The organism is Vreelandella songnenensis (assembly GCF_003002925.1).
Taxonomy (GTDB): Bacteria; Pseudomonadota; Gammaproteobacteria; order Pseudomonadales; family Halomonadaceae; genus Vreelandella; species Vreelandella songnenensis.
Genome location: NZ_PVTK01000005.1, coordinates 255,730 through 270,800, shown reverse-complemented (window position 1 = coordinate 270,800; position 15,071 = coordinate 255,730). Strand labels below are relative to the sequence as shown.

17 protein-coding genes are annotated in these 15,071 nt (G+C 57.4%); 6 read left to right on the top strand and 11 right to left on the bottom strand.

Going from position 1 to position 15,071, the window contains the following annotated elements; translation table 11 throughout:
- Window positions 1–8 precede the first annotated feature (8 nt).
- The 10 genes from fliO to fliF form a co-directional block, all read right to left on the bottom strand.
- Window positions 9–455, bottom strand: a complete 447-nt coding sequence (fliO, locus tag B0H98_RS10695; protein WP_106375043.1) for a flagellar biosynthetic protein FliO — start codon at window positions 453–455, stop codon at window positions 9–11.
- Complete coding sequence (gene fliN, locus B0H98_RS10690; RefSeq protein WP_106375042.1) at window positions 452–1,003, bottom strand: flagellar motor switch protein FliN; 552 nt, start codon at window positions 1,001–1,003, stop codon at window positions 452–454. The genes fliO and fliN overlap by 4 nt, the downstream gene beginning before the upstream one ends.
- Window positions 1,000–2,055 (bottom strand): flagellar motor switch protein FliM, encoded by a 1,056-nt coding sequence (gene fliM / locus B0H98_RS10685; RefSeq protein WP_106375041.1) that lies wholly within the window; start codon window positions 2,053–2,055, stop codon window positions 1,000–1,002. Before fliM ends, fliN begins: the two co-directional genes overlap by 4 nt.
- Before the next feature lie 20 nt (window positions 2,056–2,075).
- Entirely contained in the window at window positions 2,076–2,555 is a 480-nt protein-coding gene (gene fliL / locus B0H98_RS10680) for a flagellar basal body-associated protein FliL (RefSeq protein ID WP_106375040.1), read from the bottom strand.
- A gap of 161 nt (window positions 2,556–2,716) precedes the next feature.
- Window positions 2,717–4,090, bottom strand: a complete 1,374-nt coding sequence (locus tag B0H98_RS10675; protein ID WP_106375039.1) for a flagellar hook-length control protein FliK — start codon at window positions 4,088–4,090, stop codon at window positions 2,717–2,719.
- A gap of 20 nt (window positions 4,091–4,110) precedes the next feature.
- The gene (gene fliJ, locus B0H98_RS10670) at window positions 4,111–4,563 is read right to left on the bottom strand and encodes a flagellar export protein FliJ (RefSeq protein WP_106375038.1); all 453 of its coding nucleotides are present in this window, start codon (window positions 4,561–4,563) and stop codon (window positions 4,111–4,113) included.
- Window positions 4,560–5,954 (bottom strand): flagellar protein export ATPase FliI, encoded by a 1,395-nt coding sequence (gene fliI, locus B0H98_RS10665; RefSeq protein WP_106375037.1) that lies wholly within the window; start codon window positions 5,952–5,954, stop codon window positions 4,560–4,562. The genes fliJ and fliI overlap by 4 nt, the downstream gene beginning before the upstream one ends.
- Before the next feature lie 11 nt (window positions 5,955–5,965).
- Complete coding sequence (locus B0H98_RS10660) at window positions 5,966–6,727, bottom strand: flagellar assembly protein FliH (RefSeq protein ID WP_106375036.1); 762 nt, start codon at window positions 6,725–6,727, stop codon at window positions 5,966–5,968.
- A complete protein-coding gene (gene fliG, locus B0H98_RS10655; protein ID WP_106375035.1) occupies window positions 6,720–7,727 on the bottom strand; it encodes a flagellar motor switch protein FliG in 1,008 nt (335 codons plus the stop codon). Before fliG ends, B0H98_RS10660 begins: the two co-directional genes overlap by 8 nt.
- Window positions 7,720–9,486, bottom strand: a complete 1,767-nt coding sequence (fliF, locus tag B0H98_RS10650) for a flagellar basal-body MS-ring/collar protein FliF (RefSeq protein WP_106375034.1) — start codon at window positions 9,484–9,486, stop codon at window positions 7,720–7,722. Before fliF ends, fliG begins: the two co-directional genes overlap by 8 nt.
- A gap of 254 nt (window positions 9,487–9,740) precedes the next feature.
- Here fliF and fliE point away from each other — a divergent pair, with 254 nt between their 5' ends.
- Window positions 9,741–10,070 carry a flagellar hook-basal body complex protein FliE gene (fliE, locus tag B0H98_RS10645; RefSeq protein WP_106375033.1) on the top strand — a complete coding sequence of 110 codons (330 nt, stop codon included), beginning with the start codon at window positions 9,741–9,743 and terminating at the stop codon, window positions 10,068–10,070.
- Between the two features lie 82 nt (window positions 10,071–10,152).
- On the opposite strand, the gene B0H98_RS10640 is transcribed toward fliE, so the two are convergent.
- A complete protein-coding gene (locus B0H98_RS10640) occupies window positions 10,153–10,521 on the bottom strand; it encodes a flagellar protein FlaG (protein ID WP_106375032.1) in 369 nt (122 codons plus the stop codon).
- A 320-nt stretch (window positions 10,522–10,841) separates the two neighbouring features.
- Between B0H98_RS10640 and B0H98_RS10635 the strand changes: the two genes are divergently transcribed.
- From B0H98_RS10635 to B0H98_RS10615, 5 genes are all read left to right on the top strand, one after another.
- A complete protein-coding gene (locus B0H98_RS10635) occupies window positions 10,842–12,530 on the top strand; it encodes an HD domain-containing phosphohydrolase (RefSeq protein WP_106375031.1) in 1,689 nt (562 codons plus the stop codon).
- Window positions 12,531–12,710: 180 nt separating this feature from the next.
- Entirely contained in the window at window positions 12,711–13,127 is a 417-nt protein-coding gene (gene fliS / locus B0H98_RS10630; protein ID WP_106375030.1) for a flagellar export chaperone FliS, read from the top strand.
- A 7-nt stretch (window positions 13,128–13,134) separates the two neighbouring features.
- The gene (locus tag B0H98_RS10625) at window positions 13,135–13,527 is read left to right on the top strand and encodes a flagellar protein FliT (protein WP_106375029.1); all 393 of its coding nucleotides are present in this window, start codon (window positions 13,135–13,137) and stop codon (window positions 13,525–13,527) included.
- On the top strand, window positions 13,524–14,753 hold the full coding sequence (locus B0H98_RS10620) for a flagellar hook-length control protein FliK (protein WP_106375028.1): 1,230 nt from the start codon (window positions 13,524–13,526) through the stop codon (window positions 14,751–14,753). Before B0H98_RS10625 ends, B0H98_RS10620 begins: the two co-directional genes overlap by 4 nt.
- Entirely contained in the window at window positions 14,737–15,021 is a 285-nt protein-coding gene (locus B0H98_RS10615) for an EscU/YscU/HrcU family type III secretion system export apparatus switch protein (protein ID WP_106375027.1), read from the top strand. Before B0H98_RS10620 ends, B0H98_RS10615 begins: the two co-directional genes overlap by 17 nt.
- The last annotated feature ends 50 nt before the right edge of the window (window positions 15,022–15,071 follow it).

Below are 15,071 nucleotides of genomic sequence, written 5' to 3'. Positions count from 1 at the left end.
CCTGTGTCTCATGGGGTCTGAGGTGGGTCGCTGTCGGTGGTCTTGCGCCGGTTTTTTGCCAGCGCCTGGGCAAGCCGTTGTGAAAAGCGTGGTGCATCAGATGTCGTGCTCGTATCGGCCTCAAGCGGTCGATCTTCGGGCGCCGGACGTTCGTGGAGCTTGGTAATACGTCCTCCGCTGACGCCCAGAACCAGCCACGTATCTTCTATTTCGACAACCACCACGCGCTCCCGACTACCTACCGCTGTACTGGTAATAACGCGCAGATGAGCGCCCTGATAGGGGCGCAGGTTCTGCCAGCGTTTCAGTAGCGCCGTAAAAAGCAGGATAAGCGCAATAACGAAAGCCAACGCCGCGGCGGTCTTGCCCAGCATGGCCATGCCGATAAAGGCATCGCTGCCACTACCCAGTGCGTCGATAGCGTTGTTTTGATGCGGCGGCGGCGCGACACTCATCGGTTAAGCTTGTGAATGCGCTCAGAAGGGGTAATGATTTCCGTAATACGGATACCATACTTGTCTTCAATGACCACTACCTCGCCTTGGGCGATCAGATAGCCGTTGATCAGAATATCCATGGGTTCACCGGCCAATCCTTCAAGCTCGATGACCGATCCCTGAGCAAGCTCAAGTAGCTGCTTGATCGTCAGTTTGGTGCGGCCAAGCTCCACGGTCAGCTTTACCGGAATATCCATGATCATTTCGAGATCGCGGGCTTGCTCGTTGGCATTGCCCGGGCTCAGCGGTCTGAATATTTCATCACTTGCGGCCTTTGCTACCGGAGCAGGCTCGGCCGGCGCCGGCTCTTCTTCAGAAGCCCCCTGTTCAGCCATGGCAGCCGCCCACGGGTCGTCCTCTTCGGCCGCTTCCTGTTCAGCCATCGCGGCTGCCCAGGGGTCTTCCTCATTGGCCGTGCTAGCGGCTGAGGGGTCTTCCTGTTCAGACATGGCGTCCGCCCAATCGTCACCGGAGACATTTTGATCGGGTTTGTTAGGATCAGTCATGCTTTGGATTCCTTGGCTTTCTGTCGCGTCGAACCTTCAATGAAGTCCTTTGACGATACGTTGTTCATAGCAGCATGGTCGATCATGCGGAGTACGCGCAGCGCACGCTGCTGGCGCTGGCTGCCATATTCGCACTCCATGACCGGGACACCGTCAACACGGGCCGTAATGGTATTGGGGATATCCAGTGGCAGTACGTCGCCCTGCTTCAGCCCCATCACGTGTGCAATGCGGCTTGAGATCTGAGCAAACTCGGCCACAAGCTCGACTTCTGATTGGCGCAGCTCGCTTGCCATGCGTCGCGACCAGGTGCCGTCATGATCATGATTACTATCGTTGATAGGGTTGGCAAGCAAATCCCGCAGCGGCTCGATCATGGCGTAAGGCATGCAGATCTGGAAGTTGCTGGAAAGGTTGCCCACTTCGATATTGAATTTGGTGTTGACCACTATTTCATTTGGCGAACTGGTGATGTTGGCGAACTTGGACTGCACCTCTGAACGCATGAAATTGACATCCAGCGGGTATACGACCTTCCAGGCTTCCTGGTAGGCGTCGATCGCCAGATTCAACAGCCTATGAATGATGCGCTGCTCAGTATTGGTAAATTCGCGGCCGTCTGACTTGGTAACAAAACGACCATCCCCGCCGAACAGGTTATCCACCACCATGAATACCAGGTTGGGTGGAAACACCACCAGCGCCGAGCCGCGTAGCGGCTTCATCGACACAAGGTTCAGGTTGGTGGGCACCGGCACGTTACGCGAGAACTCACTGAAGCTCTGGTAGCGTACCGACTCGACCGTAATATCCGCGCTGCGCCTGATCAGGTTGAACAGGCCGTTACGAAAATAGCGGGCAAAGCGCTCGTTGATGAAATCCAGCGCATGCAGACGTTCGCGAATAACCCGGTGCTGTGTTGAAGGATCATACGGACGAATGCGCGCTTCATCTTTCGACTGTGCCGAAGACGCCGACGGCTCATCGTCACCGCTGACCCCTTTCAGCAAGGCATCGATTTCTTCCTGGGACAGTAGATCGTCCTGCGACATGAACGGCTCCAGTTCCCGGGTTATTGCACAATAAATTCGGTAAACAGCACTTCGCGCAAATCTAACGGCGGCTGATTTTCCGCCAGAGGTACGCTAAGGCGGCTGATAATTGCCTGTGCCAGCTGCTCCTTGCCCTCGACCGAGGTAAGCTCGCTTGCCTGTTTTCCCGAAAGCAGGATCAGCAGGCGGCTACGCACCTGGGGCATATGCTCTTCGATAATCGCCTTGCTCTCTTCATTACCAACACGCAGCGTAATGCCGGTGTACAGCAGGCGCGAGCCATAGCGGTCATCGTTAAGATTGACCGTAAAGGGCTCGATACGTGTAAAGACCGGTGTTTCGCGTACTAGAGGTTTTGTATTCTCACCGTCAACGCCTTGCCCATCACGCTGACCCAGTACCATATAAATGGCCGCTGCAGCACCTATTGTGGAGAGCAGTACCAGCACTACCATTATCCAGAGCAGTTTTTTAGATCCACCGCTTTTTTTTTCAGCCATGTACTTTTCCGTTTCAATAGTCACTACCTGCTACTTATCAAGCATTATGCCTAATGTGGCAGCGGGTGATGAAATGAACAGGCTCGCTTGGCAAGCCTATCTTTTGGTTTAGCTGTTTTTACGCATGGACAGCTTGTTGGTTTCAATCAGTGCGCGGATGATCAGGCGTAAAGATCGACCCGGCCATCTAGCGTTAACGTATTATTATCGGGCGTTAACGTGCCTGCACTGTTGTCCCCCGGCGGCGTGCTGTCACTATTGCCAGCGTCAGCAACGGCGCCCTTGCCCTGTTGAGAAGAGGACCGCTCCCTGGGATTTTGCTGCTCGCCCACGGAAGTCTCTCCTAATGAGATGCCCTGTTCGGCCAGCGTTTCCCGAAGCTGCGGTATGGCCTGCTCAATCACCTGACGAACTTGGGCATGGGCCGACAAGAAGTGTGCCTGGGTGCCCTGCTCGGTTATTTTCAGTGTGATGGAAAGCGGGCCAAGCTCCGCTGGATGCAGCTGCATCTGAACCTGCTGGTCACCGCCGCGCTGGGAAAACTGCACCAATTGCTGCCCCAGCTGAGATGGCCACGCTGGGCTGGTAACAGGGGCACTAATGAAAGCAGGCGGCGCTGTACCTGTAGGGCTTGAAGATACCGGCGGCTGAAGGCTGCCAGCCATTTGCCCGATACGCGAAGGCATAAGATCATCCAGCGCGTCGCTACCAGGTTGAGAGGGCGCCGCCAGGGCTGCCAGCTGCGCCGCTACTTCCTGGGTAGTGAATAAAGGTGTTGATGCATTAAGGACATTTGCAGAGGCAGAGTAGGAGGCTCTTGAATAGACAGTATCCCAACTCGCATCATCGCCACGCCACTGGGCCGCTGAGGGCTGCGTAGCGGGCGCTTGGCGAGCAGACTCCGCCAGTGAAGCGATCTGCTTGCTATTATCCATCGTAAGCGGAGCCATCAAGGCATTCAGTGTACTGCTAACTTGCGCCGCTTCATTTTTTGTCAGCGGGAGGGAGTTGACGGCGCCAGTCGCGGAAGGCTGGCGGGGATCAATCAGTGCTTGAAGCGTGGCAAGAAGATTGGCGGTCTCTGCATCGTCAAGGTCCAGCTGGCGAGCGATGCTTTCCAGGGTAGGCGCGGGCACCGGTGATGCCGGGGCAGAAGTCTCGGAGAAGGAGGCCATCAGCTTGAGACGCTCAGCGATCTCTTCAAGCGACGTAGTCGCTTCGCCGTTGAAAGTATCAAGCCCCGGCTGTGACGGCGCCGTTTCCTCAACGGCGAGCGAAAGCTGGCTCAGCAGCGAGGAAAGCTCGGCTTCACTCAGGTCAAATCCAAGGCTCTGCAAGGTATCCAGCAAGGCAGTTGCGGAGGCCTCACCGGCATCACTGCCAGCTGATTGGGAAAGACGCGAAGGCGCGTTGGCCGCCTGAGATAGCGCCTGACGGAAAAGGGTCTGTGAGGACTCCAGCGCGCCGGTCAAAGCTGGCCTGCCGGAGGAAGCATCCTGACTTTGTACCCCTGAAAGCAATAGCTGTATGTTCATATACTATTCCTCGGGCGCCGTTAGTGCGGCGTCTCGTTGCGCTGGCGGGCCAGGCGGCCTGTCACCAGATCATCATTGGTTTTCTGCTCAGAGCGCTCAAGACGGCGGTGCTCTTCCGATAGTCGGCGCGTGGCCAAGGTATCGTAGGAAGATAGCTTGCGCTGCTCCTGCTGCCAGTGCTGCTGGCTTTTCTGAACTCGCTGCTGTTGGGCGATAAGCGCTTGCCGGGCGCGGCTAAGGGCTGCGTCAAGCGAGGCTAAGAACTGCTGATAGTTATACATGGTGGCAGGGTCGATACCTTCGCGCATCGCCTTTTGCAAGCGCTCGGCATATTCTGCACGGTACTGACTGAGCGACTGCAGCTGAGCAGCGGTCTGCTGCTCGGTCTGACGCTCATGAGCGAGCAGTTTACCTGCCTGGTCGCGGGCATCCTTGGCCATGCCCGTTAGCATTTCAAGCTGTGAATGACTCATGTTCGGCCTCCCACCACGGCGTGCAGTGCTTGGTGTGATTCTTCAAGCGTTGCCCGCTCATCAATGTTCTGTTGAAGAAAACGCTCCAGTGCAGGAAAGAGATTCACTGCTTCATCAAGCCTGGGGTCATGCCCGGGGCTGTAAGCTCCAACGCTAATCAGGTCGCGGTTGCGTTGGTAGCGGGAAAACATTTGCTTGAAAACGCGCGCTTCCTGCAACTGCTCCGGTGTGGCAATAGCGGTCATGGCCCGGCTGATGGACGCTTCGATATCGATCGCCGGATAGTGCCCTGCCTCGGCCAGGTTACGTGACAGCACGATATGACCATCCAGAATTGCCCGGGCAGAATCTGCAATAGGGTCCTGCTGGTCATCGCCTTCGGTCAGGACAGTGTAAAACGCGGTAATCGATCCGCCGCCGCGTTCAGCATTGCCGGCACGTTCCACAAGGCCCGGCAGTTTGGCAAATACCGAAGGCGGATAGCCCTTGGTGGCCGGCGGCTCGCCGATCGCCAGAGCGATTTCCCGCTGGGCCATGGCGTAGCGTGTCAACGAATCCATGATCAACAGTACATTTCTGCCCGCATCGCGGAACCCTTCCGCAAGGCGCGTGGCGTAAGCCGCCCCTTGCAGCCGCTGAAGCGGTGAGGTGTCGGCCGGTGCTGCCACGACCACCGAGCGCCGACGGCCTTCCGGACCCAGGATATGATCAATGAAATCCTGCACTTCTCGGCCACGCTCACCGATCAAGCCCACGACGATAACATCGGCCTGGGTATAGCGGGCCATCATGCCCAGCAGTACCGATTTACCTACCCCGGAGCCTGCAAATAATCCCATCCGCTGGCCTCGACCTACGCTTAATAGGGCGTTGATCGCGCGGATTCCCACATCAATCTGGTCTTCTATCGGCGCTCTGGAAAGCGGGTTGAGTGGCGCTGAGCTAAGTGTAGCGTGAGGAACATCATCGATGCCTTCACGATCATCCAACGGTTTTCCGTTGCCATCCAGCACGCGCCCGAGAAGCTCATCCCCGATGGGAAAGCGTCGTGCGCTATGACCACTACCATCGCCCAACGGCGATACCCGGGCGCCGGGCATCAGGCCGGAAATCTCTTCCAAAGGCATCAGGAAGAGCTTGTCGCCGGCAAATCCCACCACTTCCGCTTCGGCATGTTTGTCGCTATCGGCCAGGCGGCCATCCGGGCCCGGTAGCTCTATTCGGCAAGCACTGCCTACAGCCACACGCAGCCCCACCACCTCAATGACCATGCCGGTAGCGCGCGTCACCCGGCCGCTGCTCCGGTGGGGCGGCAACTGGCTGACGCGCTGCGTGGTGCGGCGTACGGCTTTACGCCAGCGGTGTTGATGTGGGCAGGTCGAGTCGCTCATGGGCTGCTCATTTACGAAGACGCAGAATTGGATGAATGACGCTTGCGGGCCTGGGATTCAATGGCCTGCCAGCGGGTTTCAAACGTTGCATCCAGCTCGCCTTGAGCACTGGTCACCCGGCAGCCGCCGCGGGCCAGCTGATCGTCAGGCTGAAGTTTCCAGCCAGCGGCGCTGAGCTCTGTGCCTAGGTGCTGTTCGACGACGGCATGATCCTCGGTGTTTAGCCATAGACGCTGCTGGCCTACCAGGGGCGGCTCGGTATGCAGAAGCTCACGCACGATGGTGAGCACCTGCTCGGGTTTTTGCTGTAACGCGTCACCGGCAAGCTGCCTGCCGGTGGCCAGGGCCAATTCGACAAGATCATGGGCAATGGTGTCATCGATGCGATCCAGCGCATCCGCAAACTGCTTTGCCAGTGCCTCCAGAGGCGTAATAGTGTGGCGAATCTGGTTTTCTAGTTCATCGTGCGCCTGGGCGCGACCCTCTTCCAGACCTTTTATAACACCCTCGGCATGCCCTTTTTCAAGACCAGCCTGATAGCCTTTCTCTTCCGCTTCCTGACGAAGCTGGTCATAGATCGCCTGACGCTCCTGCTGCTCGCGTTGATGCGCCTGCTCGGCGGCCTTCTGAGCGGCCAGCACTTTTCGCTGATGCGCCGTCGGTTCGCTGCTGAACGTTCGTCCATCGTCTCGGTGGGGGGTGCCAAGCTCGTCCATCTGCCAGCGCTTCCAGCTGCCATGACGATCGAACTCGGGCGTCGAGGGGTTAGACATACTCGTCATCCCCGCCGGCCAGCACGATTTCGCCGGAGTCTGCCAGGCGGCGTACTACCTGCAGAATAGTTTTCTGCTCGGTTTCGACCTGGGAAACGCGTATCGGTCCGCGCGCTTCCATGTCTTCGCGCACAAGGTCGGCGGCGCGCTGGGACATGTTGCGCAGGAACTTGTCGACCAGCGCGTCCTGGGCACCCTTGAGGGCGATGACCAGCGAGTTGGTCTCGACTTCCTGCAGCACCATCTGGATGGCACGGTTGTCCAGGTCGAGCAGATTCTCGAAGAGGAACATCTCGTCGATGATCTTCTGGGCGAGGTCTTCGCTGTGAGCCCGAACGGTTTCGATGGCCGTCTCTTCCTGGGAAGAGTTCATCAGGTTGAGAATTTCGGCTGCGGTTCTCACGCCGCCCATCTTGCTGCGCTTGAGGTTCTGGCCATCCAGCATGCTGGTCAGTACCTCGGTCAGCTCCTGGAGTGCCGCTGGCTGAACGCCGCTGAAGGTAGCGATACGCAAAACAACATCGTTACGCAGCTTCTCTTCGAACAGCTCCAGGATATCCGCGGCCTGATGGCGCTCCAGGTGAACCAGAATCGTGGCAATGATCTGCGGGTGCTCGTCGCGGATCAGCTCGGCCACCATGGAGGCTTCCATGAGGTTGAGTGCATCGATACCCGAGTTGCCACCGGTGGTTTCCAGGATATCTTCGATCAGGCTTGTCGCCCGCTCGCTGCCCAGTGCCTTGGTAAGCACCGAACGGATATGCTCGCTGGAGTTGAGGTTGAGCGCGACAAACTCTTCGGTTTCACGATGGAAGGCTTCCAGAACCGCTTTCATGTCTTCATGAGAGATCTGGTTGAGCTTGGCCATCTCCATGCTGATCTCTTGTACTTCACTGGCGCTCAGGTACTTGAAGATCTCAGCCGCGCTGTCTTCATCAAGGGCGAGCAGTAGAATGGCACTCTTGCGAGCGCCGCTCATATCCATCGTTGCACTACTCATTGGCGTTCATCCAGCTGCGAATGATCATGGCGACCATGCGGGGGTCTTCTTGAGCCATTTCGCGCAGGTCATTAAGGTTGTGCTCATAAAGCGATGTCTTGCGCCGCCGTTTGGGCTTGCCGCTGTAGGTGTCGTCTTCCTCGTCCAAGGCTTCGTCTTCGTTCTCGTCCTCATCACCTTCGCCGCCGACACTGGCGGTCAGTGTGCGGCCAGGCATGGCCGTCGGGACGGTCACCGGCGTTTGCGTATAGCGCTTGATCAAGGGCCGCAGTATCAGCAGATACAGCAGCAGTGCGGCAATCGCCACCAGCAGATAGCGGCCCAGCGTACTGGCCATGGCCCGGATTTCCGGATCCTTCCACCACACGGTTTCTTCAAACTCTTCGCGGGTATCGGCGAAGGGTGAATTCACGACTTCGATCTGGTCACCGCGCACTTGAGAAAAGCCGATCGCCTGCTGGACCAGACGCTCGATCTGGGCCACTTCGTCGTCGGTCAGAGCAACGCGCTCAATCTCGCCTTCATCATTGGCAACGTCACGGTAGTTGACCACCACGGCGGCAGATAGCCGCTGAACCTGCCCCAGCCGGTGCTGGACATGCTCAACGCTGCGATCGACTTCGTAGTTGACCACGTCTTCCTGGCGCAGGCTGCGCAGGGCATCGGCTGGCGCGTCTTCCTCACCGTCTTCACCTTCACCATCGGCCTGATTGATCGGCGAGGGCGCAGTGCCAGGGGGCGTATTGCTCAGCGCACCGGGAATTCCGCTTGCCAGCGGATCATCGCCGTCAAACGACAGGCTGAGTTGACGGCTGCGTACCGCGGCCTCATTGGGCGGCTGGTTCGGCCCGTAACGCTCTGAGGTCTGCTCGCGGCGTGAAAAGTCGATCTGTGCCGCGACCTGGGCACGTACATTGGTGCTGCCCAGAATAGGCGTCAGGATATGTTCGATGCGCTGCTGGTAGGAGCGCTCCACCTCGGCAATATACGCAAGCTGGGAGCCGTCCAGGTCAGAACCTTTCGTGGTGTCGGCAGACAGCAGTCGACCGTTTTGATCCACGACGGTGACATTGTCGGCAGCCAGCTCAGGAACGCTGCCAGCCACCATGTGGACAATGGCGTTTACCTGCCCTTCACCCAGTGGCCGGCCTGGCAACAGGGTAAGGATGACAGAGGCCTTGGCAGGCTCGCGGTCGCGAATGAATACCGAGGGCTTGGCCAGTGAAAGATGTACGCGTACCCGCTCGACGGGCCCCAGGGACTCGATGGAGCGGGCAAGTTCGCCTTCCAGACCGCGTTGAAAATTCACCTGCTCGGCAAACTGGCTGATGCCGAATGCCTGGGTGTCCATCAGCTCGAGGCCCAGATTGCCTCCACGCGGAAGGCCCTGCTCGGCAAGTTGAAGCCGCAGGGTATGGACCTGGTTGCTGGGCACGAGCAGTGCCTGGCCGCCTTCGCTGAACTGATAGGGCACTGCGCGGCTATCAAGCTCGGCAATGATGCGCCCACCATCTGCTTCACTCAGGTTGCTGTAAAGCACGCGATAATCCGGGCTGCTTGCCCACATGAACAGCGCAGCCACAACGGCAATAGACGCCGCAGCGGCAAACAACAGCATGATCAGCGGATTGCTGCGCAGCTGTTTCAGCATGCGTTCGACCGCAGATTGGCTGTTTGATGTGCTGTTGGTGGAGCCGCTGGAAGAAGCGTTTTGTGTCGTACTATTTTGACGGCCTGCCGTTGCACCTGCTTCGCTCATGCGTCCCTCCAAAGGGGTAAGCAAAACAGGTGTCGGCCCAGGCGCATCACCAAAGAAGGCATAGGCTGTATCCGTCAATCGCGGTTATCCGCAAAACAAAAGAGCGGAATTGTGATGGGCGCCATTATCCTGAGGTGTGTCGAGCATAAATGAACGAAAAGGTTGGCTTTTAGTACTTATTTGTTCGTATGAGGAATAAGTCAGTAGTGTTAGGCTTCGCTCATTATTTATTTTCCAGCCGATGAGGCATGCGTATGAGTACACCGGCAATACAGTCAGCGCTTCAGCAGATGCAGGGGCTGGCCACACAGGCAGCGGCGCAGCCTTTAAAGGGTGCGCATGTCTCAACGGCAGTGGGGCAGGGCAGTTTTGGCAGCGAGCTGCAGGCCTCTATCCAGCGCATCAACCGCCTTCAGAAAACCGCGGATACCAAGGCGATGGCCTTCCAGGCTGGAGAGCCCAATATTGAGCTTAACGACGTCATGGTGGATATGCAAAAAGCGAGCGTTGCCTTTCAGATGGGACTTCAGGTGCGCAACCGCCTGGTGACTGCCTACCGTGATGTCATGAATATGCAGGTATAACCCCGTCAGGTTCAATATTGGCAGAGAGCGCCAAGAGAAGCGCACTTTTACTATGCGTTCATTTAACGCTCGCTTTTGTGCTTTAAGCTTCGAGTGAGATCAGGCTCCCCTGCACTTCTTCCAGACGCTTGGCAATCTGAACTACTTCTTCAGCAGGGATCTGGCGAATTATCTCGCCAGACTCTCGATCAATCACACGCGTAATGATGCGTGACGACTGTTCGCTCATCTCGAATTCAAGGCCGCGCGGTCGCATGGCGGCATTGATCCGCTGAAGCGGCTCAACCAGTTCGCCTTTGCTTATCGACTCGGCGGTAGAGCCTTGCTGAGTGCTGGAACTGTCCATAATCGAGAGCTGGGTCAACGTGCTGTCCAGCCGCTGTTGTGGCGTCGGGTTGCGTGATGAAGCGCTTGATAGCGTTGTTATCATATCCGTTAGTGGTGATGTCATGAGAGCCATTCCTCGCAAAGATAAGCGCTAATATTAACGTCCGGTTACTTTCCTTGATTAGCTGAAGCGCAAGCCCTGCATAATTTTATTGAGCTTCACCCATACCATCGGCCGATGCGCCGTAAACTTTATATATGCAGATAATGCAAACGCCAATGGCTTGATCGGGCAGCCGATGCGCTATGGCGATTTCATTAAAGCAGGAGAAAGTGTGCTCTCAGGCATCTGCGATTGCTGCAGCGCATCTGATATGCTTCGCCTCTTTGTGACAAGTTGTAAACGGTAGTTTCGATTAACGCAGTCGCTAAAGCGAGGCGAACATGCTAGCGCAGCAAGATGGATACGAAACGGTTGCCAACATGGCAATGATTGAGTCACTGCTGAATACCATGATTGAAAGCGGGGGCGTGTCGCTTTGCATGGCGGCACCTGGGGCTAGCGCAGAGCCGATCGTCTTGATGGAGCAGCATCCGGGAGAGTCGCTCGTGATGGATCTGTCATCCGTCGATTATCTCATGGGGCGCCTGCAGGGGGGCGAGGCCTTCTACCTGCTTGGCCAAGCCCAGAATAAAGTCGTTCGTACACCGCTTCTCAACCTTGCCGAGGCACGTCGTTCGGGCGGGCGTTTCTTGTGCTGCAGTGACTACCCAACCACCGTTGACGTGCTGCAGCGGCGCGAATCTTTCCGTGCGGAACTGCGCATGGGGATGACCGTTGCGGCTAGCGTGTACGGCGTGCTGGGCGATACGGTTATAGGCGAGTTGCGCGATATATCACAAGAAGGCTGTCAGTTAGAGCTGCCGCTCACTGCCAGCGGCGTACTGGCTGAAACGGAAGGGCCTTTGAAGCTTGCCTTGAGTTTCCCCGATGGCACTTACTTCGAGGGTTATGGTACTGCGCGGCATCAAAAAATAGATCCGGAAAGACATCTGCTGCGCGTAGGCTTTCAGTTTGCCGGGTTTACCGCCGAGCAAGAGCGTCAGGTGTGGTATTTCGTGTGCGAAATAGAACGCGAAGCGGCTCGCTACAAGAAGGGCGACGCGGAAGATCGCCAGTCTTCACCCCTGTTTGAGCAGCCCCAAAAACGTATTGATGCAGAACGTGTAGGGCGGCGTGATATCAAGCGTTATGCCACGCCCATGGCGCGCCGGCTCGTCAAGGTGGCCGCCTACCTGGACGCTCAGCTGCTGCTGCTGCAGCAGGGTAGCGATATCGATGCCCGGCGACTGTCGCGTAACGCTGATCGCGTGCTGGCCCTTCATGAGGAAGACCGCGAAGCGCTGCTGTTTGCGTCGCGTTGCATGTCGCTTGAGCCTCTGCTGGTGCGCCATGGTATTGGCGTGGCGGTTCACTTGCTGGATCTGGTGGGCGCCAGTATGCCTCGCGAGGCGCGCAAGGCCATTGTGGCAAGTGGCCTGATTCACGACCTGGGTAAAGCCCTGATCCCGCATGTGGTCTTTAGAGCGCCAAATTTCGAGGCGACACACCGTCAGGCAATGAGTGAGCATGTTTCTCTGCTGATTGGGCGTCTGCAGCATTGCCAGTGGCTATCGATCACTATCGTTCAGGCAGTTGTTGGGGGCATCAACGAGCGCCTGGACGGCAGTGGCTATCCCGATGGGCTGAGCGGTGAGGATATTAACGAACTTGCCAAGGCCAGCGCGGTCGTTGATGTAGTGGAAGCGATGCGGCGTGATCGTACTGACCGGCCGGCCAGAACGACCCAGCAAGTCTATCGCCACTTGTTGAATCACGCCCATCAGTTCGATTCGCGTTGGATAAAGCGCTATATCGAGCACTTCAAGATGTTGCCGGTGGGGTCTCTGGTGCGTTTTTCCAGTGACCAGCTGGGCTGGGTAATCCGCCTGGATGAATCGGGTGCGCCTGCTGAAGTGGCGCTGACCCAGCAAGCCGAGCCGCCCATGCGCGATACGCTTGGCAATGTAGTGAACGGCGACGTACATGATCGGCTAGGTAAGCCAGTACAGGAAATAGCGGTTTCAACCTGATACGGCGGGTCGTGAGTAATCGCGATCTTGTAAAGAAAAGTCGGCTTGTCCGCTAAAGTCTGGTGGGGCAGGGCCGATATGATCTATAGCCGAGCACTGTATGCTCGTATTAAGTAATGAAGCAAGTGGCGGCCCTCAACCTTTTCATCGACCGCCGCCACACATAAGGAGCTTTAGCGAATGACATACTCTCGCGGCAGTGCTGCCTACGGACGGGGCGCGAATGCTTATGCCCGCGTTGGCGTAGAAAGCGGCGTCATGTCAGCTGATCCGCACAAGCTGATTGCGATGTTGTTTGAGGGTGCGCAAACGGCCATTCGTGCGGCGCGTATCCACATGCAGGGTGGCAATACCGGGGAGAAAGGCAAGGCCATTTCCAAGGCACTGGATATTGTCAATAACGGCCTTGCCGCGGCGCTTGACCAGGAGAAGGGAGGGGAGATTGCGGAGCGACTAGCCTCTTTATACGACTATATTGCTCGCCTGCTGCTGACCGCCAACCTGCGCAACGATGAAGAGAGTTTAAACCAGGCAGAGCAGTTGCTTGAAAATATCGCCTCCGCATGGCGTGAAATCGGCCAACAGCAGAGCGCATGAGGCGACAATGGCAGCTTCCGTAAATGCCCACAATGATACGCAAAAAGTATTGATAGATGCGTATGAAGCATTGCTGGTTCACGTGACTCAAATGCATGAGCTGGTCAACGCCGAGCAGTGGGAAGACCTGATCAAGCAGCGTACCCATTACGTCATGCTGGTGGAAAGACTGCGTGGGCTCGACAGCACGGTGCTTCTTGATGAAGCAGGCAGGCAGCGCAAGGCAGCCCTGCTTGAGGACATTCTGGAATACGATGCAGAGATTCGCCGTCGCTTGGTGGCAAGGCGAGATGAACTGGGCAAGCTGATTGGTGTATCCCAGCGTCAGCGTGATCTGCATCGCGCTTATGCGCCCCAGCAGGGCGCGGATAGCGATGGCGACGATGAGGCCGCCACGTGAGCGGAATCACGCCGCTCATCGATACGTTGATGCACCAGGTGTTGGGGCGGCAGGGAGAGCTTTCGCTACAGCGTGCGCTTGGCGAACAGGTCAAACCGGTGTTACCTGGTGAGGGGCTGCGCCCTGTTCAGGGGGATTCAAGCCTGGATGGTCGTGCCGCGCCTGGCGCGCTAAATGATCTGCGGCGCATGCCCGGCTTGCTGGATGGCGAGCGCCCACTGGCGCGTGGGGAGGTGTCAGCTCCATCTACTGGATCGACGCAAACCCACTTCAGTGCGGCGGCACGCACTATTGCCGATGTACTGCTGCGCTTTCCCGCACCGGCAGCGGTCATTCGCCCGGCAGCGCCGCTTATGATCAACCAGGCACCTCCAGCGGCGGGCGTGGTGGCTGAACGGCTAGAAGCCAGCGTGCGTGATAGCGGGCTGTTTTACGAAGCACACTTGAAGCGCTGGTTTCAGGGCGACATGTCGCGCCAGCAGCTTCTGCGCGAGCCGCAGATGCAGCCGGGCCCGCGCCCCTTGATGCCGCCTGTTGCGATGCCCCTTTTACCAGGTGCCTCATCAACTGGCGTGCCGTTTCAAAGTGGTGTAGCCGCCGAGTCTGCAGATAACCGGCTGATCCTGCCGGGCAGCAGCATGCTTTATGTGCCTGCTGCCAGACCCGCCGTGGTTGTTTCAGGAGCGCCTACCACAGGCCCTGCCCAGGCAGGTGGCGCTGCCCCTGTAAATAGTGAAGCGGGAGGTTTTTTCGCCTCGCGTGATGCGGCCGCCGAGCGCGATATGGCTAGCCTGAAAACCCATGGGCATCGTGAAATTGTGCATGAAAGCCTGCAGGGTCTGGTGCGCCAGCAGCTGGACATGCTGGTAACACCGACCATTCGCTGGGAAGGAGACGTCTGGGCGGGCATTTTTATGGCGCTGGTAATTCAGCTGCCAAATCGTGAAAAAGGTCAGGAAGATCAGCAGGAAAGCAGCGAAAGCGAGGAGGGCTGGCGATCCGACATTCGTCTGGAAGTGCCCAGCGTGGGAGCATTTAGTGTCTCTTTGTGGTTTTATCGAGCGGTGTTGAGTATCGATCTGACAACGGCCGATAGCGTCACTCATCAATATCTTGAAAAAGGCATGTCCACGTTGGAGCGGCGTTTGAATGCGCTGGATCTGGAAAGGGTTCAAGTACGTGCGCGGTATATACCGCAGGAGCATGACAATGACCTTGCCCGATGAGCGCCGCCGTCAGGCTGTAGCACTGGCCTATCGGGAGAATGAGCGCGCGCCGCGTGTAGTCGCAAAAGGCTACGGGGAGCTTGCCGAACGTATTATGGCCGAAGCTCAACGTCAGGGAATTTATGTGCATGATGCGCCTGAGATCGTAGCGCTTTTAATGCAGTTAGATTTAGACACTGAAATACCACCGCGCCTTTATCAGGTGGTGGCTGAGCTGCTGGTATGGGTATTTGAGCTGTCAGAGGGAGGGCTTGAGCACCGTCACTAAGCCACGTAGCCAATACCGATATAGTGTGCAACCATGATGTTGAGTAAGGA

Bases quoted from the DNA above. Each gene is read 5' to 3' on its own strand.
- B0H98_RS10635 (WP_106375031.1), top strand. From the start codon at position 10,842: ATGCTAGCGCAGCAAGATGGATACGAAACGGTTGCCAACATGGCAATG.
- fliI (WP_106375037.1), bottom strand. From the start codon at position 5,954: ATGAGCGACTCGACCTGCCCACATCAACACCGCTGGCGTAAAGCCGTA.
- fliG (WP_106375035.1), bottom strand. From the start codon at position 7,727: ATGAGTAGTGCAACGATGGATATGAGCGGCGCTCGCAAGAGTGCCATT.
- fliM (WP_106375041.1), bottom strand. From the start codon at position 2,055: ATGTCGCAGGACGATCTACTGTCCCAGGAAGAAATCGATGCCTTGCTG.
- B0H98_RS10660 (WP_106375036.1), bottom strand. From the start codon at position 6,727: ATGTCTAACCCCTCGACGCCCGAGTTCGATCGTCATGGCAGCTGGAAG.
- fliN (WP_106375042.1), bottom strand. From the start codon at position 1,003: ATGACTGATCCTAACAAACCCGATCAAAATGTCTCCGGTGACGATTGG.
- B0H98_RS10625 (WP_106375029.1), top strand. From the start codon at position 13,135: ATGGCAGCTTCCGTAAATGCCCACAATGATACGCAAAAAGTATTGATA.
- fliE (WP_106375033.1), top strand. From the start codon at position 9,741: ATGAGTACACCGGCAATACAGTCAGCGCTTCAGCAGATGCAGGGGCTG.
- B0H98_RS10615 (WP_106375027.1), top strand. From the start codon at position 14,737: ATGACCTTGCCCGATGAGCGCCGCCGTCAGGCTGTAGCACTGGCCTAT.
- fliL (WP_106375040.1), bottom strand. From the start codon at position 2,555: ATGGCTGAAAAAAAAAGCGGTGGATCTAAAAAACTGCTCTGGATAATG.
- fliF (WP_106375034.1), bottom strand. From the start codon at position 9,486: ATGAGCGAAGCAGGTGCAACGGCAGGCCGTCAAAATAGTACGACACAA.
- B0H98_RS10640 (WP_106375032.1), bottom strand. From the start codon at position 10,521: ATGACATCACCACTAACGGATATGATAACAACGCTATCAAGCGCTTCA.
- fliO (WP_106375043.1), bottom strand. From the start codon at position 455: ATGAGTGTCGCGCCGCCGCCGCATCAAAACAACGCTATCGACGCACTG.
- fliS (WP_106375030.1), top strand. From the start codon at position 12,711: ATGACATACTCTCGCGGCAGTGCTGCCTACGGACGGGGCGCGAATGCT.
- B0H98_RS10675 (WP_106375039.1), bottom strand. From the start codon at position 4,090: ATGAACATACAGCTATTGCTTTCAGGGGTACAAAGTCAGGATGCTTCC.
- fliJ (WP_106375038.1), bottom strand. From the start codon at position 4,563: ATGAGTCATTCACAGCTTGAAATGCTAACGGGCATGGCCAAGGATGCC.